Origin of the sequence: Pseudogracilibacillus amylolyticus (SeqCode), from assembly GCF_051918545.1 — a bacterium.
Taxonomy (GTDB): Bacteria; Bacillota; Bacilli; order Bacillales; family Amphibacillaceae; genus Pseudogracilibacillus.
In genome coordinates, this window is the sequence record NZ_JBPPZG010000049.1 from 1 (window position 1) to 20,569 (window position 20,569).

Consider the following 20,569-nt stretch of genomic DNA (forward strand, 5'->3'; position numbering starts at 1 on the left):
TTTTCTTATCCTTTATTAATTTAGGCAGTTTAATTAAACTATTTTCCCCTTCCAACAATTGCGGTTCACGCCAAGGAAGAACATACGAAGCAATTTTCATTACACTTTGATAACTCCTACAGTATAACCTATACATCATTTTCCCCCATTTCTTTTTAAAAGGTTAATTACTATAGAAAAATAGAAGCCTAATTGTAATTAGCGGCCATTTTTCTGACCTCATCTTTTACTTTTTCTACTAAATCTTCCGGTGATACCACTTGAGCTCGATGTCCCCATTTTAAAATCCAGCTTAATAATCCATCGGAAAGCTTGGCCTTCGTTTTTAAAATAAAATGATTTTCGCCATCTTCTATCACATCTACTTCCATTCCAAAACGATCAAAAATAGCGTTAATTAAACTTCTATCAAATCTAATTTCCATATTTACTTCTTCTCCGCTATACATATGAAACGTATTATCAACATATTGCTGTAACTCGAACGCTTTATCTTTTACAAACGATTCATCTGAAATCTCAATTTCTCGAATTCGGTCGAGTCGGTAATGACGAATTTCCTCTGTCTCTTGGAATTTACCAATCAAATAATATAAATCATTCTGCCAAATTAGTGCATATGGCTCAACAAAGTATAGATCGCCATTTCGTCTAAATTCAAATTCCTTATCCACATTAAAATCACCATATTTGTATGTAACGACACGTTTACCCGTGATTGCATGATGCAGGCGGTCAATATTAAACTTAATTCGTTCATAATCCAAGTTCACTGTTTGACTAAATAAAATAGGCTCAGGTAATGTTTTTCTAATATGTATGCTCGTCAATTCTTTTAATTTATCAATTAACGTATTCTTTTCTTTTGGGGTAATAAAGCGGGCTGAAAGAATTGCATCGACTAATAAACGTAGCTGATACGTCTCAAACAGTTTTACTTGGTGACTGTAAAAAACCTTCCCAAATCTACGTCGATTCCTAACAATATCGAAATCCATTTTTTCCAATGCCTCGATATCATTTCTTATTGTCCGATGATCGATACTATTTACACCCATGACTTGGGTTAAACGTTCTTCAATTTCATAAATATCAAATTCATGTTGCTCATCTGTTTCATTAAACAAGAGTTCTTTTAATTGTAGCAGGCGATAATTATTACTCTGTTTCATGGAGACCTCCTAAAATAATTATTACATCTTATTATAACAGCTTTATTAAGGTGGAGAAATATTGACGAATGGATAATAATAAATTAAGCTTACTTAGAGTGCTATTTATACGGAGGAAAAAGTTATGATAAATGTTACAAATGTTAGCTTGCGATTTGGAGATAAAAAGTTATTTGAAGACGTTAATATACAGTTTAATAATGGTAATTGCTATGGTGTAATTGGAGCAAACGGCGCCGGAAAGTCTACCTTTCTAAAAATATTATCTGGTGAAATTGAACCGCAACAAGGAGATGTTTCTATTGCGGCCGATAAACGAATCGCTGTTTTAAAACAGGATCATTTTGCATATGAAGATGAACAAGTTTTAGAAACAGTGTTAATGGGGCATGAAAGACTTTTTAAAGTGATGAAAGAAAAGGACGAAATATATTTAAAAGCTGAATTTACAGAAGAAGATGGAATTAAAGCTGCCGAACTTGAAGGGGAATTTGCTGAATTAAATGGATGGGAAGCACATTCTAATGCTGCAATTCTATTAACCGGTTTAGGGATTGACGAATCGTTACATGAGTTAAAGATGTCTGATCTGAAAAATGACCAAAAAGTGAAAGTATTACTTGCTCAAGCGCTTTTTGGAAATCCAGATGTTCTTCTATTGGATGAGCCGACGAACGGTCTGGATATCCAAGCAATCCACTGGTTAGAAGACTTCTTACTTCATTTTGAAAATACAGTCATCGTCGTTTCACACGATCGTCATTTTTTAAACAAGGCTTGCACGCATATCGCCGATGTTGACTTTGGCAAAATTGAAATTTATATTGGAAACTATGACTTTTGGTATGAATCTAGTCAACTTGCAGCCAAAATGGCCAAAGAAGAAAATAAGAAAAAAGAAGAAAAGATTAAAGACTTACAAGCATTTGTCGCACGTTTTAGCGCCAATGCTTCTAAATCAAAACAAGCAACTTCTCGTCGTAAATTGTTAGAAAGTATTACATTAGATGATATAAAACCATCTTCTCGCCGTTACCCATATGTTGCTTTTACACCAGAAAGAGAAATTGGAAATGATCTTTTGCGTGTAGAAGGCCTAACGAAAACGATAAATGGCCAAAAAGTGCTTGATAACGTAAGTTTCACTATAAATCGAAATGAAAAGGTCGCCTTTGTAGGAAAAGATGATCTAGCCAAAACGACGCTATTCCAAATTTTAATGGGAGAAATCGAACCAGATAGTGGAGAGTATCATTGGGGTGTTACTACTTCTCAAGCATATTTTCCAAAAGATAACTCCTCGTTCTTTGAAAATAGTGACTTAACATTAGTTGATTGGCTCAGACAATTTTCACCTGAAGATCAAACAGAAACGTTTTTACGAAGCTTTTTAGGTAGAATGTTATTTTCGGGAGAAGAAGCATTAAAGAAAGCAAATGTCTTATCTGGTGGCGAGAAAGTCCGTTGTATGTTATCAAAAATGATGTTATCGAAAGCGAATGTATTGATTTTTGATGAACCAACAAGTCACCTAGACTTAGAGTCAATTACCGCTGTAAACAATGGGCTTATCAAATTTAAAGGATCTATCTTATTCACATCTAGTGACCATCAGTTTGTCAACAGTATTGCTAACCGCTTAATCGAAATTACACCTACAGGGATTGTCGATAAAATAATGAGTTATGATGAGTATGTACGAGATCAAGACTTACAAAAAGAAATCGTGAAAATGTATGCTTAATTGGGTTCCGTTAGAGACTGTTTGTGGTTAAAAGTCGTTTTTCGTGGATAACACTGAATTCTCGTGGTTAAAAAGCATTTCCCGTGGACAAAACCGAATTCCCGTGGTTATTTCGCATTTTTCGTGGTTAAACCCAGATCTTCGTGGTTAAATCGCAAATTAGCTGGATAATGGCTACCCCTATGATTTCAACACAAACCTAAAAGGAAAGTACCGGTAAATGGTACTTTCCTTTTTGATTACTTATTTTTAAACTCATCATTATAACGTTCATCAAACATATGACAAGCTACCCAATGGTCTTTTTTATGTTCTTGGAAAATCGGTCTTTCCTTAGCACAAACATCTGTTGCAAACGGGCATCTTGTTCTAAATACACAGCCACTTGGTGGATTAATTGGACTTGGTAATTCCCCTTTTACTTCAATCCGTTCTCTCGTTCTTTCCAGATTTGGATCCGGTACGGGAACTGCACTTAAAAGAACACGAGTATATGGATGAAGCGGATTTTCATACAGTTCTTCACTCGTTGCAATTTCAGCCATATTTCCTAAATACATGACCCCAACACGGTCACTAATGTGACGAACCATTGATAAATCGTGTGCAATGAATAAATAGGTGAGGCCTTGCTCTTTCTGTAATCTTTTCATCAAGTTAACTACTTGTGCTTGAATCGATACGTCAAGAGCTGATATCGGTTCATCGGCTACGATAAACTCTGGATTTACTGCAAGTGCTCGAGCGATCCCGATTCGTTGTCTTTGCCCGCCACTAAATTCATGTGGATAACGATTTCCGTGTTCTTTATTAAGTCCCACTGTCTCCAGCAACTCATTTACACGTGCAACCCGTTCTTGTTTCGTTTTAACAAGACCATGTATATCAAGACCTTCTGCAATAATATCCGTAATCGTCATTCGTGGATTTAATGATGCATATGGATCTTGGAAAATCATCTGCATATTCTGGTTAAATTGCTTCAACTCTTGGCTCGATTTTTTCCCATGTACATTTTCGCCTTTAAAAAATACTTCCCCATCAGTTGCTTCATACAACCGCATAATCGTTCTTCCTGCAGTAGATTTCCCACATCCCGACTCACCAACAAGCCCAAATGTTTCGCCTCTATAAATATCAAAATTTAAGCCATCAACTGCTTTTAGTGTATTATTACGATCTATTTTAAAATGCTTGCGTAAATCTCTAATTTCAACTAATTTATCTTTAAAATTACTCATTTTCCTGTCCACCTCCTACAATTACACCTACTGTAGGTTCCACTTTTGGTGCTCGTTCATCCAGTAACCAGCAAGCAGACTTTTGCGTAGTTGATGATTCAAAATATGGTGGCATATACTGATCACACACTTTCATTGCATACGCACAGCGAGCAGCAAAAGGACATCCTTTTGGAGGATCTTTTAAATCAGGTGGTGAACCGGGAATGGATTGTAATTCTTCATTCTCTTCATTTAATTTCGGCATGGATCCAAGCAGCCCCCACGTATATGGATGTTTCGGTTGATAAAAAATTTCATCCACTGTACCTGTTTCGACAACTTTTCCACCGTACATCACCGCCACACGGTCTGCAGCGTTGGCAACGACACCTAGGTCGTGAGTGATTAAAATAATAGCAGTATTTGTCTCTTTTTGGAGATCTCGTAATAATTCTAATATTTGTGCTTGTATCGTTACATCAAGTGCAGTAGTCGGCTCATCTGCTATCAATACTTTAGGGTTACAGGATAAAGCAATTGCAATCATCGCCCGTTGTCTCATTCCACCAGAGAACTCATGCGGATATTGATTAATACGTGTTTCAGGATTCGGAATTCCGACAAGCTTTAGTAATTCAATCCCCTTGGCATGAGCTTCTTTTTTTGACATGTTTTGATGTTTTATTAAACTTTCTGTAATTTGTTTCCCTATTCTCATTGTCGGATTTAGTGACGTCATTGGGTCTTGGAAAATCATTCCGATCTCTTTCCCACGGATTTGCTCCATTTGCGATTCCGACTTTTGGACCAAATCTTCCCCATCTAAAATGACTGACCCAGACTTAAACTCTCCGGGAGGCATTGCAATTAGTCGCATAATCGATTGAACAGTTACACTTTTTCCAGAGCCTGATTCACCAACAATAGCGAGTGTTTCTTGTTCATATAAGTCAAAATTTACATTTCGAACAGCTTGTACTTCTCCACCGTATGTTTTAAATGAAACGGAAAGATCTTTCACTTCCAGTATTTTTTTCATTATATTCCCTCCCAACTAACGGCGATCTTTCGGATCAAGTGCATCCCTTAATCCATCCCCAACAATATTAAAGGCTAACATCGTTAAACTAATAAAGAATGCTGGGAAAAATAACTGGAATGGATAATATCTTAATGCCGGTAACGCATCTGAAGCCATCGTACCCCAACTTGCCAGTGGTGCTGGTACACCTAAACCAAGGAAACTTAAGAAAGCCTCTGTAAATATTGCCGTTGGTACTGTTAATGTTAACGTAACAAGAATTGGCCCCATCGTATTTGGAATTAAATGTTTCGCCATTATTCTAAAACTATTTGCTCCAAGTGATTTAGCTGCCATAACATATTCGGAAGTCTTGAGCCTCATAACTTCCCCTCGAACAATTCTTGCCATATTAATCCATCCAGTAATCGTCATGGCAATTATCAATGTCCATAGACCTTGCGGCATAATCACCATTAATAAAATAACTACTAATAAATACGGTACACCAGATAATATATCAGCAATTCGCATCATATATTCATCGACTCTACCACCCAAATAGCCAGAAACAGAACCCCATATTACACCAACAATAAGATCAATAAAAGCGGCAGTTAAACCGATGAATAACGATATTTTTGCCCCGTACCATGTTCTTGCAAATAAATCTCGTCCTAAATTATCTGTTCCAAACCAATGTTCCGCTGATGGTGATTGGTTTGAACTTATTAAATCGTTATCATAATAGTTGTGTCCCGAAATTGGACCGCCAACAAATGACATAATCGCAAGAATCACAATAACTACTATTCCTGCAATGGCTAATTTATTTTGTTTAAAGCGTCGCCAAGCATCTTTCCAAAAAGAAGTGCTTTCACCCGCTATTTTTTCAGCTTCAGATTGTTTATACTCTATTGGTTCAAAATCAGTATCTTTTAATTGAATTTGTGACATTAACGATCCCCCTCATTTCCTGTTATTTTGATTCGAGGATCAATAAATCCGTAAATAATATCAACGATTAAAATAGAAACTAACAATAATATACTAAAAAAGACCGTCGTTCCCATTATCACGGTATAATCTCTGTTCGTAACACTTTCAACGAATTCATTACCTAAACCAGGTATAGCAAATATCGTTTCAATTATAAAACTTCCTGTTAAAATAGAAACAACTAATGGTCCCAAATAAGAAACAACTGGTAAGATTGCATTTCTAATTCCGTGTCGATAAATAGTAACTCTATTACTTAACCCTTTTGCTTTAGCTGTTTTAATATAATCAGAACTTAATACCTCTAGCATGCTTGAGCGCATAAGCCGGGCTATAAACGCAAGCGGGGTAGCCGCCAAAGCTATTGCAGGTAAGACAGAGTGGGCAAAGGAATCAAATTTTGCAATCGGAAACAAGCCTAATTTAAAAGCAAATACATATTGTAAAACTGCTGCTAAGATAAAGCTCGGTACTGAAATTCCTAAAACTGCTATGATCATTGCGGTATAATCTGCAAACTTGTTATGATATAAAGCAGCAATTACTCCTAAAAACACTCCAACTGATAAAGCGAGAAGGATAGCCTCTATCCCCAAGATTAACGAATACTTAAAACTACGATTAATAATGTCATTTACACTTTGTCCAACATTATTAAAAGACGGCCCAAAGTCCCATTTTGCAATACGAGTTAGATAATCAATGTATTGTACATGGATCGGATCATTTAATCCATAGGCTTCATTCATTTGTGCTTCCAATTTGGGTGGGAGCTTCCTTTCCGCTGTAAATGGTCCACCTGGAGCGGCTTGCATAAGAAAAAAGGTAATAGTAATAATACAAAATAGCGATATCAGTATAAAACCAAACCGCTTAATTATATATCTTAGCACGTTGATTCACACCTCCAGAGATCTATCAAATTTTAATTCTATGAATATCATATTTCATTTGATTTCATCAAAAAGGGGTGAAATGAATCACCCCATAATTTGTTTATTCTTCCGTAATGTAGCCCCACTTAAATTGGATAACACCTAATGGTGAAACATCAATATCTTTTACATTATCCTTGTGTGCGTATACATTTGTGTAGAAATAAATCGGTGAAATAACCATTTGATCCATAAAGTATTCTTCTGCCTCTTTTAGTATTTCCTCACGTTTAGCTGGATCTAACTCTTTACGTGATTCTTGTATTAGTTTTTGGAATTCTTCGTCTTCCCAGTTCGTATAGTTGTTTCCGCCAACTGTTTCAAAAATTTCTAAGAAGTTGATCGCATCGTTAAAGTCTGCAATCCATCCAATACGACCTACTTGATAATCACCTTCACCTAATGAATCTAAAAATACTTTCCACTCTTCGTTATTCAATTCTACATCTACATCTAAATTCTTCTTCCACATATCTTGGATTGCCTGTGCTATTGCTTCATGGCCTTCGTCGGTATTGTATGTTATTTTAACTTTCGGAAGAGAATCTAAACCTAATTCCTCTAAACCTTTTTCTAAATACTCTTTTGCCTTTTCGACATTATTATCTTCAAAATAACCTGTTTCGTTTTCTTCAAAAATGGATGGTGGAACTAAAGCCATTGCAGGCTTTTGTTCTCCTCGAGTTATATTTTCTACAATAGCCTGACGATCGATAGCTAATGCAAACGCTTTTCGAATGTTTTCGTTATTAAACGGTTCTTCATCATGATTGAATGTATAATAATACACACCAGCACGGTCGGAAATTTCCAATTCTCCAGCATCTTTCATTGTTTGAATTGCTGCTAAAGGAAGTTCTCCAGTAGGATGTCCAGCCCAATCCAAATCACCGTTTTCATACATTTGTAATTCCGTGTCCTCTTCAATAATCATATGCATGTTAACCGTTTCCAATTTTACAGTATCGGCGTCCCAATAATCTTCGTTTTTCTCTAAAACTATTTTATCTTTATGATCCCATGATACCAATTTAAAAGGACCATTCGTTACATAATCTTCTCCCGCATCAAGAGCCCATTTGTCATTTCCTTCCACTACATCCTTATTAAGCGGATAGAACGTATGGAATGCTGTTAAATCTAAGAAATACTCTGTAGGTTGTTCAAGTTCAACTACTAATGTATGCTCATCTTCTGCTGTTATACCAACATCATCTAATGAACCACCATTTTCTTTAGCATCTTCTGCACCTTTAATCGGGTACAGTTGATATGCATAATCCGTATCCGCATTCTCTGGGTCTAGTACCCATTTCCAAGCAAACTCAAAGTCCTCAGCAGTTACAGGATCTCCATTTGTCCATTTTGCATCTTCACGAATTTTAAATGTGTAGGTTAACTCATCATCTGATACCTCAATGTCCTCTGCCATTGCAGGCTCAGCTTCTCCTTCAGGGTTAATTCTGGTTAACCCTTCAAACACTTGGTCAAGAACAGAACTTGACGTTGTATCTGAAGATGTTCCTGGATGTAATGAAGGCGGTTCTTCACGGATATTAATATCCAACACCTGTTCCTCTGCAAGTTGTTCTTCTCCTGTACTTTCCTTGTCATCGCTTTCACTTTTTCCAACATCAGCATCATCATTGCCACCACCGCATGCAGCTAAGAAGATACTCATAGCAAAAACAAGTGTAAAAAGTAAAGACAATCTCTTCCAGTTCATTTTTATGAACCTCCCCTTTTAAATTTTTACAGATATGTATAAGTTATCTGCAATTTTAATTATACATAATTTTTGTAAGTTTTCCATAAAGAATGTTAAAGTTAGAAGATTCCGAACTCAAATTAAGATTATTAAACTTATTTTGCTTTTGCCATTTGCAGATAAGAACTAATGATGATTACAATTGCCAAAATGATTACTGCCGCAAAAAAACATATCTTGAAAACTAGATTTCATTACACGAGATACGATAGATAAAAGCTGCTCCTGTAAGTATGGATCGTTAATTTTTTCTATTTCCCCCACAATTTCACTATAACCCTATCCTTCGCTTACATTGTGGAATGGAATTACAGTTTCACCAAAAGCCGCTTTAAACGTAGGTTCAATTTTCATTACACCTAAGGTTATACAACACTACTATATTCTGGAGGTTATTATAAATAGATTCTTACTCAACAACAATTTATACAATAAAAATGTACCTTCAGTTTGCCAAATTCATTAAGCTTAGAATTATTTTATTTTTATAATTTTTTAATCTAAAAATATATTTCTATTAATCTTATATTCACAATATTAGTATTTATTGTATAATTATAGAGGAAAGGAGGTGTAAGGCTTTGAGAAGACAAAAAAACTTTTTTCTCCCTATATTGATTTTTCTTTTGGTTTTAGGTGTCACATTATTCACCCCTAATTTACCAACTGAAAAGCACAATGGCTATACGCATGCCGAAGTGGAGACAACTGAAATAGCCCCATGCGCAAGGTATGGAAAACACTTGATGATCGCACAAGGACCAGCAGTGGTTAAAAATTATAAGACTAAAAAAGTTATCTTCCAAGGTGGCTGGTATCAATGTGATTGTGGGCAAAAGTTTCTAGCTCAAGGTTATCCTGAAAATAAAGGTCCTATTGGGAAGTATGCTACTTCCGGAGCCATTAAATCAGGATTCTCACACGCAGGAGCGTCTGGCTTTAATGTTGATCCTAAGTTAGTTTATACTACATCAAAAACTACTATACCCGGTTATAAATTTAGATTTTAATTTAGACAAATACTTTAATAGTGATGCAGTTCATCTCTTAGGAGTAAATATACGTATAATCCCCCTTGGCAAAGGAAATAAACAGTATAATTAATGTAAAAAAACACGGTATATCAACATTTAGGGGGATTATTTTCTAGATAAAACAAAGAAACACTTTTTGACAAAGAGGGCTGTGAAGACGATTTATCAGCATCAAGTTTCAGAATACAAATTGGTAGTAAGAGATATGGTTCCAAGTATTGCTTCCGAATTTATTAAAAATAAGTCGGAAGATGTATCCAAGCAAGATTGCAAGATAAAACCTTTTTACAGGTTGGAAAAGAAACTGTAGAAGATATTCAAACGATATTAAATGCTGTCCCTGTAAAAATATCAATCAAAAATAGAAGTTATTCTTTTATAATGAACAGTCTATCTATAAATGGCCCCAGTAAGTGTAAATATTTTGTTTAATAACATTAGTGTCCAAACTACAAAATATAGGAATTTATTAATAAATACATTTACTTCTTCACAATGGTCAAATCTAGATTTGGTATTACTTGAAGTTATTAATTTCATCTGTTTTTGTCATTTGCAGATAAGAACTAATGATGATTACTATTGCCGAAATGATTACTGCTGCAAAAAACATATCTTGAAAACCAGATTTCATTACACGAGATACGATAGATAAAAGCTGCTCCTGAAAGTATGGATCGTTAATTTTTTCTATTTCTCCCACAATTTCACTATAACCTTCTCCTTCGCTCACATCGTGGAATGGAATTACAGTTTCACCAAAAACCGCTTTAAACGTCGGTTCAATTTTCATTACACCTGAAGTTATAAAACTGGCAAAGATTGTCGGAAATAAGGTTAATCCAACTTGGCGGGTCAATGAAAGTGTCCCAATAGAAGTACCGTATCGATTTTTTTCTACACTTTCACCGACTAAAACATTTAAAGGTGCACCTAACAAAAATCCTAACCCTATTCCCGCCAATATGCTTGCAATAACGAAGGTTTTTAAATCATCTACAAAAGAAAAGAACATTAAAAAACCAAGTAAACCGATAATACCTGAAACAATAATTGTTCGAGTTGCTCCAATTCGATCAGTTAAAAACCCACCTAAACCTGCGCCTATTCCTGATGCTAACGCTAGTGGAGTTAACCAAAAACCTGCATTCTCAGCTGGAACTTGTAAAGCCTGCTGTACAAAGGAAGGTATAAAAATAATACTTGCCAAAAATCCACCTGATAAAAACCCAAGTAGAAGCGTTAATTGAAACGAACGTTTCCGTAATAATGAGGCCGAAATAATTGGATCTCCACCGTTTTTTTCTAATCGTTTTTCATGAGTTAAAAAGAGATAAATGAACAAAGCGCCTGCAATTAGGTAAGGTAAGACCGTAACACTTGTAATACTTGATAGAAGTTCTAAACTATTTATGTTTGTAATCCCGAACATGAAAGCAACGATCCCCAATGATAAATAAATCGTTCCTGTTACATCAAGTGCATTTGATGTTGGCTGTTTTGTCTCATCTATTTTTAAAAAGCCCATAACAATTAAAAACAATGCAATCGGAATATTAATTAAAAACATCCATTGCCAAGTTCCAGTTATATGTAAAATAAGTGCTCCCACATTGGGGCCTACTACAGCAGATAAGCCATGCATTCCCCCTAAAAGACCGAGAACTTTTCCTTGTTGATTTTTAGGCATTGTAGATAATACATGGGAGGTCCCGATGATAAAAATTCCGCCGCCGCCAATGGCTTGAATAAATCTTGCAATAAGGAGCATTGTAAAATTAGGGCTAATCGCAACTAATAATGAACCAAGACCAAATAACAGAATCTCGATAATAAACAATCTTTTACGACCATAATTATCTGACAACTTACCAATAATCGGAACGGAGATTGCAACACCTAATGTATAAAGCGTTACTGTCCAAGCTCCCCATGATGGCGATACCCCAAATGAATTATATATTGTAGTTAATGCCGAACTAATAATTCCGTTATCGAGTCCAGCCATAAAAACGCCGATAGTAAATAAAATTATCGGCCACTTTTGTGATACTTGTTTCTTTTTCACTACATCACTCCTACTTTGAGCAATTATATTTTTCATAATCTGGTGACGCACTGCTCATCATATCGATTAAATTTTTCATATTTCCGCAAAATCATAAGAAAAAGGGCCTATAAATAAGAGCCCTTTATCCTTTAAAGAAATTTGCAATACTATCTATTAAATCTTGGAAAAAATTTGAAACCTTTTCCCAAAAACCTTCATCTAATTCTAAATTCATATCATCTAATTTATCTTTAATCGTAGAAGTGATATCTTCCAACTGCTGTTTTACCTGGTCAAAATCAATATCTAAGTTTCTCATTTTTTCAAATAAATCAATGAGTAATTGACGATCTTCTTCACTTAGATTAATTTCCAATTTTTCCAATTGATCCTTTACTATTTGTTCAACTTCTTCTCTTGTTACAGGATCTTGTTCAGCAATTTCCTTTTTAATTTCTGTCATTAATTCAGTTACTTTTTCTTGATTTAGTCCTTCTTTTTTAGAAAGCTCTGTTGTAAAATCCAACTCTTCATTGGCTACTTCCATTCGGCCTTGTTCTAATTCAGCACCCGCTGCATCATACGCCTTATAAATTCCTGATAATGCTGAAGTACCTGTTACTTGAACAGGAGAAGCAACTTCAATTAAAGCATTCTCAACTCCAGCTGTTAAGAGTGCATTACTATACATTTCACTCGTAACATGTGTAATATTATCTGCCGTTACAATATTAACAACAATTCCATGCCCTTTGTCTTTATGAGTAATTTTAACCGATGAAAACATTCTTGAATTTGGATCCCCATTAATATAATGAGCAATATCCTTACCAGTAACATTCATTTCAGTTACCTTATCTGTATCAACTTCTAGTAATCTTCTTACTTCTTCTCTCTGAGCATCTGATAATGTATCACCATATACAACAATCGGTTCATCCAACATCTCATCAGTTTGAACTGCGTGAGTCAACGTATCGGTACTAAAAGCCAGTCCAAGAACAATTGAAAATATTAAAAACAGCTTACTAATATATCTCATTTGATAAACTCCTTTTCTTAACTTAATACATATTTTATGCTTATTTAACTTAAAATACAATTGAAATTATATGACAAAAGAAAAAACATTATATATAAATTAGATACGATACAGGCAATTCTATTGCAAATATTCGTCAGGAAATGATATAACTACATTATCAAAAGCTATTATAGAAAGTTTGTGATTTAAATGGGTATTGTTATTGTAGACGTCTGCAGTGCTAATCTCATCACAACATTAAATATAGAGGAAATTATTGAAGGAGAGTTTCCAGAAGTTGCCGTTATAATGAACAGCTGTTTATCCTTTTGTGGCTTATGTGCCAAGAGTCCATATGCGCATGTTAATGGAAAACTTGTCCACGGAAAAACTCCCGAACAATGTTTAGAGAGAATTCGAGAAGAAATTAAAAAAGAATTGGCAGTTTATGCATAACAACTGCTAATTCTTTTTTTTATTTTAAAACTTTAATTTCCTTGTCTATTCAGTCAAAACTTATACCTGCATCTTCCTAATTTTGCATCAAGCTTAGATATGGGGACAATTGTGCGTGTAGCTCTTTTTTTGCACGAGATCGGGATCGAGGGAGAGCTCCGCGGACATTTTCAAGCAGTTTTTTTCTGGGGTTTGTCCGCGGCAAGCTCCAGCGGACAAACTGCTCTAACTTTTGATCACTATTTGTCCGGGGGAGGACACCGCGGACAATTTTTACCGAAATTGCATCACTTTTTGTCCGAGGAAGACCACACCGAACAATTTTTACCGAAATTGCATCACTTTTTGTCCGAGGAAGACCGCAACGGACAATTTTCATCGACTTTTCGGTAGATTTTGTCCGTAAGAGAAGCGACGAATCTCCTTTTTTATAAACTACTCTTTAAAATTTCAAAGACATCCCGCTCTGTTAATCGCTTAAAATTTCCACATTTCGGTTGTGTTTCAATAGTCTTTTCTGCAATTAACGGTAATGTTTCTTCCGTTATATCATAATCACTTAATTTGGACGGCGCACCCCAAGATGCCCATGTAGTTGCTAATAAATCTATTCCTTCTCTTGCTATTTCCATATCAGATTTACCCTCAGAATCAATACGCAATACATTCGTCGCTAATTGTTTGAAGCGCCTTACGTTTGTTTCATCCAAAACGTAATGCATCCAATGTGGAAATAAAATAGCCATTCCCCCTCCATGAGGAACATCGTGAACTGCAGAAAGAGCATGATCAATATGATGGGTCCCCCAATCGCCAATAAAACCCATATTGAGCTGATCGCTTAATGCTATTGTACTTGCATAGGCAACCGTTTCACGATACTCATAATTTTCTAAGTCATTAAGTAGTTTAGGTGTTACATCGATCAATGTACGAAGCACACTTTCACAAAATTGATCCTGAATGGGTGTATTTTCTTCGGAATGAAAATAATGTTCTAATACATGTGACATTGCATCAACAGCACCATTTACCGTCTGTTCTTTCGGTACCGATGTCATAAAAGTCGGATCCACAATTGCAAATTTTGCTCGAGAAAAAGAAGAAACCCAAGCTCGTTTATCTTTTGTCTCCCAGTCCGAAATAACAGAACTTAAACTCATTTCCGCTCCTGTGCCCGCAATTGTTACAATCGAGCCATATGGCAAACCAGCTGTTGCCCTTACTTTCCTGCTAATAATATCCCAAACATCTACATCCGTTTTTGCACCAACGACAATCGCTTTTGTGCAATCGATTACACTGCCACCGCCTACAGCTAAAACAAAATCTACATTTTCTTCTTTGCAGATTTCGATCCCTTTTCGTATAGTTGTAACTCGTGGATTTGGTTCTACCCCATTTAATTCTACCCATTCAACATCTGCTGCTTTTAATATATTCGTAACTTCATCATATACTCCGTTTCGTTTTATACTCCCACCACCGTACACGAGAAGTACTTTTTTGCCGTACTTAGTCACTTCTTTTGATAATTGACTTAATTGTCCCTTCCCAAAAAGCAGTTTCGTAGGATTAAAATACATAAATGATTGCACAAAAACACCTCACCATTTCGTTAAGTTTAAGATTAGAAAACTTGGCATTCGCCAAGCATTGAATGGCGAGTGCCTTAGTTGCACTTATGCAGTAGGAAAGTTTTATACTTTCTTATCTGCAAAAAAGTAAAGGAGTTAGCAAAACCCCTTTACTTTAAATAAGCTACAGCGTCAATCTCAACTAGAACATCTTTTGGTAGGCGACTAACTTCAACTGTCGCACGTGCAGGGTAAGGTTTTTTCAAATAACGACCGTATATTTCATTTACCGTTCCAAAGTCATCCATTGAATTTAAATAAATTGTAAATTTTACAACCTGTGAAAAATTCGCTCCACCTTCGAGTAATACCGTTCTTAAATTTTCCATTACTTGAATCGTTTGATTTTCTATTCCTTCTACAACATTTCCAGTTTCAGGATTAATCGGGATTGCTCCTGATGCATATAAAAAATCTCCAGCAATAACCGCTTGTGAATATGGACCAATTGCCTCGGGTGCTTTATTTGTGTAAACTTCTTTCATTACTAAAACTCCCCTTCTTTAATTTATTTGCTTGTTCTAATAATACCAATTAATTTCTTGCTTTAAAATAGTAAAGTTACATTTTATTAATTTACTTTTTAATTCTACAGCTACTCTCATGCGTACTATTAGCTTCTAACACTTTTAAAATAAAATGAAACAAAAAGAATAATCCTAAACAAATAAATGCAACCGCTATTGACTGATGAGCGACAAAGTTATTTGTAATCAATTCTTTGTAAAGTAAGTATACACCGAATAGTAGTGATCCAAACCCAAATAAAAATGATAATTTTCCACACCAGCTTATTGTTTTCACCTATGGCAGCTCCTTAATTTGTGACAAACTTTTGTTTATATTCCATTACATCTCTTGCATAGAAAATATCGCCGTAACAAGCATCATATTGTTTCGCTTCTTCGCGTAAACAGGTATATATGGAGGGGTCATCTGCGTTTTTATACATTTCCTGTGAAAACTTTATCGTTGTATCCTGATTATATAATTGTTTATTTTTTTCAAGATAATAAATAAAGCCTATACCAAAATTATATGCTTGAATGGCTAATTCTATTTCTCCATCGGCGGCATGTAAGGCTTCTGCAAAATATGATACCCCTTGCTTAATGGACTGTTCTGGATCTGTAATACAACCAACTTCTCCACATAAACTTTCTGAGGATTGCATCGGGTCATCACCACGTCCACCTGATTCCTGAAGCATCATAGCCAAAAGTACATCCGTATGTTCTTCTACATCGAACTCTTTTGCATATTTTTCAACAGTTGATCGATACTGTTCTACTTTTTTTGTAAATACGTGCTGAGCAATTTTCCCATTTTTAAATTCATCTTTTGATGTATACAGGGATACTCCAACAAGAAGTAATGACATCATGATTACTAGGGCAAAAACCCGAATAAATACTTTATAACCAGAACGTTTCATGCTATTTTGCCCCTAACCTTTTAACAGTTTAATAGTTTATTTATCAACTTGAAACAATTCTTTTTTACGCCACTTTCCATAACGATAATAAGTACTCGCTAGTATACTACTTATAATAAAACTAGCACCTAATCCAAAAGCAATACCAACTTCATCATAAATGCTAGAAAATAAATATGTCAATGGATATCTTAACACCCAAAATGAAATAATATTTAACACTAGCACTTGATACATTGCACCAGCAGCGCGGACCACGCCATTTAAAATAAAGTTTATTCCTAAAAATGGGAAACAAAATGCCATGATACGTAAGTATTGACTCGCAAATTTAACTGATTCTTCCTCTTGAATAAATAATCGAACACCATGTTCAGCGAAAAATACAATTAATAATCCAATCAGACACATAATCGTTAAATTATACAACAGTCCATACTTTGTTATTTGATGAACTCTTCTCCAATTTGAAACCCCAATATTTTGTCCAGCCATACTATTAACAGCAGTACCTAATGCATGGGCAGGCAACATGATGATACTATCGATTCTTTGTGCCGCTCCAAATCCACCTACGACAGATCCACCGAAGACTGTCACAACACTCATAATTGCTGCTGACCCTGCAGAAATAACAGACATTTGTAAACCAGCAGGAATTCCTAAATTTAAAATTAACTTTATTTCATGTAATTTAGGTTTTTTCGGGACTTGAAAAGGAGCCAATTTATTGCGTAAAACGAAATACAATCCATAGAGAAAAGCAATTCCTTGAGCAATAATTGTAGCGTACGCAGCACCTTGAACACCAAAATTAAATCCAGCAATAAATAATGGATCTAAGAAAATATTTAAGACAACCGCGATCATAACGAATTTAAGCGGACTTTTACTATCTCCGATGGAACGAAGCACTGTACTAATAAAATTATAACCAAATAAAAAAAGCATTCCTACAAAGTTAATCCGTAAATAGTCCATCGCTAATGGCAGTAACTCATTTGGAGTTCCAAGTAACATTAGCAATTGTTCCGAAAATATATACCCAAAAACACTTAATATAATTGCGAAAAATGTAAGGGTTACAACAAAGGCGTTTAAATAATTTTTTAAACCTTGTCGATTTCCTTGTCCCTTTTGCTGAGAAAGTATTGTTAATGCCGCATTATTTAATCCAATAACAAAAGAAAGCACAGTAAAAATGATTGCTCCGGAAATAGCTACTGCCCCAAGTGCGTCAGCCCCAAGTAAGTTTCCAACCCAAAGACTATCGACTACTTGATAAGACGTTTGTAGTAAATTCGCTAAAATGATCGGACCAGAAAAGAATATTAATTGCTTAAAAATATTTCCTTCCGTAAAATCATACTGTTTTTTCATTCTTATCTACCCCACTACCTCTTTATTTTACCTTATCATCATTTGTTTTGTTAGCGATACAAACTAATAGCAATCTTCGGTATTTTCAAATTATTATAAATGTGGTATTATTAGACAAACATTATTATATAAGGGGTTGGTTTTAGTGATGAATCATCCATTAACCGTTGGGGCAATGATGGAACATGCGGAAAAGTTTTTCCCGAAAAAAGAAGTCATTTCACAGACACATGACAAAATTCACCGGCTTACCTATAAGGAAATTGGCAAAAGAACCCGGCGTCTTATGAGTGCATTACATAATCTTGGCATTAAAAAAGGTGACCGAGTAGGAACGCTAGCTTGGAACACCCATAGACACCTTGAAATTTACTTTGCTGCTCCGGGCATGGGCGCAGTGTTACACACAATAAATATTAGACTATCCCCAGAACATATTATTTACATCATCAATCATGCAGAAGACAAAGTAATTTTTGTAGATGAAGATATTTTACCTCTCGTAGATAAACTCCAAGACCATCTCAAAACTGTAAAAACCTACATCGTCATGACAAATAAAGATAAATTACCCGATAATAGCCTACCTAATGTCTATTCCTATGAACAACTTTTAGAAAAAGGCGATGAGAATTACGAATTTATAAAAAATATCGATGAAAATGATCCTGCTGGAATGTGTTACACATCAGCTACAACAGGGAAGCCAAAAGGTGTGTTATACTCGCACCGAGGGATTGCATTACACAGTTTTGCTTTAGGCTTAGCAGATACAGCAGCAATCTCTGAAGCCGACATCGCCATGCCAGTTGTTCCACAGTTTCATGTGAATGCATGGGGAATGCCGTTTGCTTGTACTTGGTTCGGTTCTACTCAAGTAATGCCTGGCCCAAGATTTACTCCTGAAAGACTTGCTCGCTTTATAGAAGAATATAAGGTTACGGTTACTGCAGGTGTTCCTACTATTTGGTTAGGTCTATTAAAAGTATTAGAGGAAAAAGAATATGATCTATCTAGTCTACGCGGAATTTTATGTGGAGGATCTGCAGCACCAATTGGAATGATACGTACATTCGAAGAGAAACATAATATACCGTTTTTCCATGCATATGGAGCAACTGAAACAACACCGCTTGCAACATATTCACGACTGAAAAGCTATCAAAAAGACTTAACATTAGATGAAAAAGCGCTCGAAAAAACACGCCAAGGAATTCTTGTTCCTGGCCTTGAAATGAAAGTAGTTGGAGAGGAAGGAGAAATTCCTTGGGATAACAACACGATGGGAGAGTTACTCCTTCGTGGACCATGGATTGCAGACTCTTACTATAATGATGAACGATCAGAATCTGCATTTAAAGACGGCTGGTTTTATACCGGTGATGTTGTGACAGTTGATGAAGAAGGTACGATTAAAATTGTTGACCGTACTAGTGATTTAATAAAAAGTGGCGGGGAATGGATTTCATCTGTAGAACTTGAAAATGTGTTAATGGCGCACGAAGCAGTTTTTGAAGCAAGTGTTGTAGCAATTCCTGACGAAAAATGGCAAGAACGACCAATTGCATGTGTCGTTTTACATGATAAGTTTGTCGGTAAAGTTCAAAAGCAAGAATTACTTGCCTTTTTAGAACCTCAGTTTGCTAAGTTTTGGCTCCCAGATGATATATTATTTGTAGAAGAAATCCCTAAATCATCTGTCGGTAAATTTTTGAAACGTGAACTGAGAAAATATGTTTTAGAACATTATCAAGCCCAAGAACAGTAAATAAATACCACTGTCTCAACATTTGGGACAGTGGTAGTTACTATTTCTTATGAATTCCTTTTATATTTGCAGTGCGACTAAGCATCTTTTTCTGTCACTAAGCATTTGACGTGAGCCACTGCGCATCTTTTCTCGACACTAAGCATTAGATCTGAGCCACTATGCATCTTTTCTCGACACTAAGCATTTGACCGGAGCCACTATGCATCTTTTCTCGACACTAAGCATTAGTCCTAAGACACTTCACATACCAACATGGACTTTATATAATCCAAATGATAACGCACAGTTCTCACTGTGCGTTTAATAAATTATTCAACCCATCTTCCTGTAAGAACCTTCTTTCTTGTATAGAACTGTAATCCATCTTTTCCGTTCGCATGCAAGTCTCCATAGAATGAATCTTTCCATCCGGAGAATGGGAAAAATGCCATTGGGGCAGGGACGCCAATATTAACTCCTAACATTCCAGCATCGATATTTTCCCTAAATGTTCTTACACTTCCGCCGTTATTTGTAAATATACAAGATCCATTTGCGAATTTAGATTTATTCGTTAATTTGATTGCTTCATCTAAGTCTTTTACTCGACTTATGGATAATACAGGAGCAAAAATTTCATCTTGCCAAATTTTCATTTCACTTGTCACATGATCGAAAATTGTTGGTCCGACAAAATATCCGCCTTCTTGCGCACTCTCGTCTTTTCTACCATCCCGAATAAGTGTCGCTCCTTCTTTTTCTCCCGTTTCAATATATTGTAACGTTCTTTCTTTATGTGAATCACGAATGACAGGTCCTAAAAAAATGCCTTCATCTAAACCATTACCCATTTTAATTTCATTTGCTTTTGCAACTAGTTGCGATATAAACTCATCTGCAACCGATTCTTCTACAGCAACGACAGAACAAGCCATACAACG

General features: G+C 35.6%; 18 protein-coding genes. 4 read left to right on the forward strand and 14 right to left on the reverse strand.

The window, feature by feature from the left end; genetic code table 11:
* Nucleotides 1-188 precede the first annotated feature (188 nt).
* Nucleotides 189-1,172, reverse strand: coding sequence for a helix-turn-helix transcriptional regulator (locus ACPYKA_RS07600; RefSeq protein WP_479541748.1), 984 nt, complete (start codon nt 1,170-1,172; stop codon nt 189-191).
* A 124-nt stretch (nt 1,173-1,296) separates the two neighbouring features.
* On the opposite strand from ACPYKA_RS07600, the gene ACPYKA_RS07605 reads away from it, so the two are divergent.
* Nucleotides 1,297-2,916 carry an ABC-F family ATP-binding cassette domain-containing protein gene (locus tag ACPYKA_RS07605; RefSeq protein ID WP_479541749.1) on the forward strand — a complete coding sequence of 540 codons (1,620 nt, stop codon included), beginning with the start codon at nt 1,297-1,299 and terminating at the stop codon, nt 2,914-2,916.
* 239 nt (nt 2,917-3,155) lie between these two features.
* On the opposite strand, the gene ACPYKA_RS07610 is transcribed toward ACPYKA_RS07605, so the two are convergent.
* The 5 genes from ACPYKA_RS07610 to ACPYKA_RS07630 form a co-directional block, all read right to left on the reverse strand.
* Entirely contained in the window at nt 3,156-4,157 is a 1,002-nt protein-coding gene (locus ACPYKA_RS07610; protein WP_479541750.1) for an ABC transporter ATP-binding protein, read from the reverse strand.
* Nucleotides 4,150-5,178: an ABC transporter ATP-binding protein gene (locus ACPYKA_RS07615; protein WP_479541751.1), complete on the reverse strand. Its 1,029-nt coding sequence runs from the start codon at nt 5,176-5,178 to the stop codon at nt 4,150-4,152. The genes ACPYKA_RS07610 and ACPYKA_RS07615 overlap by 8 nt, the downstream gene beginning before the upstream one ends.
* Nucleotides 5,179-5,193: 15 nt before the next feature.
* Nucleotides 5,194-6,117, reverse strand: a complete 924-nt coding sequence (locus ACPYKA_RS07620; RefSeq protein ID WP_479541752.1) for an ABC transporter permease — start codon at nt 6,115-6,117, stop codon at nt 5,194-5,196.
* Complete coding sequence (locus ACPYKA_RS07625) at nt 6,117-7,052, reverse strand: ABC transporter permease (protein ID WP_479541753.1); 936 nt, start codon at nt 7,050-7,052, stop codon at nt 6,117-6,119. Before ACPYKA_RS07625 ends, ACPYKA_RS07620 begins: the two co-directional genes overlap by 1 nt.
* Nucleotides 7,053-7,155: 103 nt before the next feature.
* A complete protein-coding gene (locus tag ACPYKA_RS07630) occupies nt 7,156-8,820 on the reverse strand; it encodes a peptide ABC transporter substrate-binding protein (RefSeq protein ID WP_479541754.1) in 1,665 nt (554 codons plus the stop codon).
* A gap of 623 nt (nt 8,821-9,443) precedes the next feature.
* On the opposite strand from ACPYKA_RS07630, the gene ACPYKA_RS07635 reads away from it, so the two are divergent.
* Complete coding sequence (locus ACPYKA_RS07635; protein WP_479541755.1) at nt 9,444-9,872, forward strand: hypothetical protein; 429 nt, start codon at nt 9,444-9,446, stop codon at nt 9,870-9,872.
* 541 nt (nt 9,873-10,413) lie between these two features.
* Here the strand turns inward: ACPYKA_RS07635 and ACPYKA_RS07640 are convergent.
* Together ACPYKA_RS07640 and ACPYKA_RS07645 are read right to left on the reverse strand one after the other, a co-directional pair.
* Nucleotides 10,414-12,000, reverse strand: coding sequence for an MFS transporter (locus ACPYKA_RS07640; protein ID WP_479541756.1), 1,587 nt, complete (start codon nt 11,998-12,000; stop codon nt 10,414-10,416).
* 88 nt (nt 12,001-12,088) lie between these two features.
* Entirely contained in the window at nt 12,089-12,988 is a 900-nt protein-coding gene (locus ACPYKA_RS07645) for a DUF1002 domain-containing protein (RefSeq protein ID WP_479541757.1), read from the reverse strand.
* 192 nt (nt 12,989-13,180) lie between these two features.
* Here ACPYKA_RS07645 and ACPYKA_RS07650 point away from each other — a divergent pair, with 192 nt between their 5' ends.
* The gene (locus ACPYKA_RS07650) at nt 13,181-13,426 is read left to right on the forward strand and encodes a YuzB family protein (RefSeq protein WP_479541758.1); all 246 of its coding nucleotides are present in this window, start codon (nt 13,181-13,183) and stop codon (nt 13,424-13,426) included.
* A 428-nt stretch (nt 13,427-13,854) separates the two neighbouring features.
* Here ACPYKA_RS07650 and ACPYKA_RS07655 read toward each other — a convergent pair whose 3' ends face one another.
* The 5 genes from ACPYKA_RS07655 to ACPYKA_RS07675 form a co-directional block, all read right to left on the reverse strand.
* Nucleotides 13,855-15,024, reverse strand: a complete 1,170-nt coding sequence (locus tag ACPYKA_RS07655) for an iron-containing alcohol dehydrogenase (protein WP_479541759.1) — start codon at nt 15,022-15,024, stop codon at nt 13,855-13,857.
* A 149-nt stretch (nt 15,025-15,173) separates the two neighbouring features.
* Nucleotides 15,174-15,548, reverse strand: a complete 375-nt coding sequence (locus ACPYKA_RS07660) for a RidA family protein (protein WP_479541760.1) — start codon at nt 15,546-15,548, stop codon at nt 15,174-15,176.
* Nucleotides 15,549-15,639: 91 nt separating this feature from the next.
* Nucleotides 15,640-15,867, reverse strand: coding sequence for a hypothetical protein (locus tag ACPYKA_RS07665; RefSeq protein WP_479541761.1), 228 nt, complete (start codon nt 15,865-15,867; stop codon nt 15,640-15,642).
* A gap of 13 nt (nt 15,868-15,880) precedes the next feature.
* Nucleotides 15,881-16,498: a lysozyme family protein gene (locus tag ACPYKA_RS07670; protein ID WP_479541762.1), complete on the reverse strand. Its 618-nt coding sequence runs from the start codon at nt 16,496-16,498 to the stop codon at nt 15,881-15,883.
* A gap of 36 nt (nt 16,499-16,534) precedes the next feature.
* Nucleotides 16,535-17,878 carry an MATE family efflux transporter gene (locus ACPYKA_RS07675; protein WP_479541763.1) on the reverse strand — a complete coding sequence of 448 codons (1,344 nt, stop codon included), beginning with the start codon at nt 17,876-17,878 and terminating at the stop codon, nt 16,535-16,537.
* Between the two features lie 145 nt (nt 17,879-18,023).
* Here ACPYKA_RS07675 and ACPYKA_RS07680 point away from each other — a divergent pair, with 145 nt between their 5' ends.
* On the forward strand, nt 18,024-19,646 hold the full coding sequence (locus ACPYKA_RS07680; RefSeq protein WP_479541764.1) for a long-chain fatty acid--CoA ligase: 1,623 nt from the start codon (nt 18,024-18,026) through the stop codon (nt 19,644-19,646).
* A gap of 311 nt (nt 19,647-19,957) precedes the next feature.
* Here the strand turns inward: ACPYKA_RS07680 and ACPYKA_RS07685 are convergent.
* The coding region (locus ACPYKA_RS07685; RefSeq protein ID WP_479541765.1) for an aldehyde dehydrogenase family protein at nt 19,958-20,569 on the reverse strand (612 nt) is incomplete at its 5' end.

What these genes read in the sequence shown, in the direction of transcription:
- ACPYKA_RS07600 (WP_479541748.1), bottom strand. Translation starts at nt 1,172, where the DNA reads ATGAAACAGAGTAATAATTATCGCCTGCTACAATTAAAAGAACTCTTG.
- ACPYKA_RS07605 (WP_479541749.1), top strand. Translation starts at nt 1,297, where the DNA reads ATGATAAATGTTACAAATGTTAGCTTGCGATTTGGAGATAAAAAGTTA.
- ACPYKA_RS07610 (WP_479541750.1), bottom strand. Translation starts at nt 4,157, where the DNA reads ATGAGTAATTTTAAAGATAAATTAGTTGAAATTAGAGATTTACGCAAG.
- ACPYKA_RS07615 (WP_479541751.1), bottom strand. Translation starts at nt 5,178, where the DNA reads ATGAAAAAAATACTGGAAGTGAAAGATCTTTCCGTTTCATTTAAAACA.
- ACPYKA_RS07620 (WP_479541752.1), bottom strand. Translation starts at nt 6,117, where the DNA reads ATGTCACAAATTCAATTAAAAGATACTGATTTTGAACCAATAGAGTAT.
- ACPYKA_RS07630 (WP_479541754.1), bottom strand. Translation starts at nt 8,820, where the DNA reads ATGAACTGGAAGAGATTGTCTTTACTTTTTACACTTGTTTTTGCTATG.
- ACPYKA_RS07640 (WP_479541756.1), bottom strand. Translation starts at nt 12,000, where the DNA reads ATGAAAAATATAATTGCTCAAAGTAGGAGTGATGTAGTGAAAAAGAAA.
- ACPYKA_RS07645 (WP_479541757.1), bottom strand. Translation starts at nt 12,988, where the DNA reads ATGAGATATATTAGTAAGCTGTTTTTAATATTTTCAATTGTTCTTGGA.
- ACPYKA_RS07650 (WP_479541758.1), top strand. Translation starts at nt 13,181, where the DNA reads ATGGGTATTGTTATTGTAGACGTCTGCAGTGCTAATCTCATCACAACA.
- ACPYKA_RS07660 (WP_479541760.1), bottom strand. Translation starts at nt 15,548, where the DNA reads ATGAAAGAAGTTTACACAAATAAAGCACCCGAGGCAATTGGTCCATAT.
- ACPYKA_RS07670 (WP_479541762.1), bottom strand. Translation starts at nt 16,498, where the DNA reads ATGAAACGTTCTGGTTATAAAGTATTTATTCGGGTTTTTGCCCTAGTA.
- ACPYKA_RS07675 (WP_479541763.1), bottom strand. Translation starts at nt 17,878, where the DNA reads ATGAAAAAACAGTATGATTTTACGGAAGGAAATATTTTTAAGCAATTA.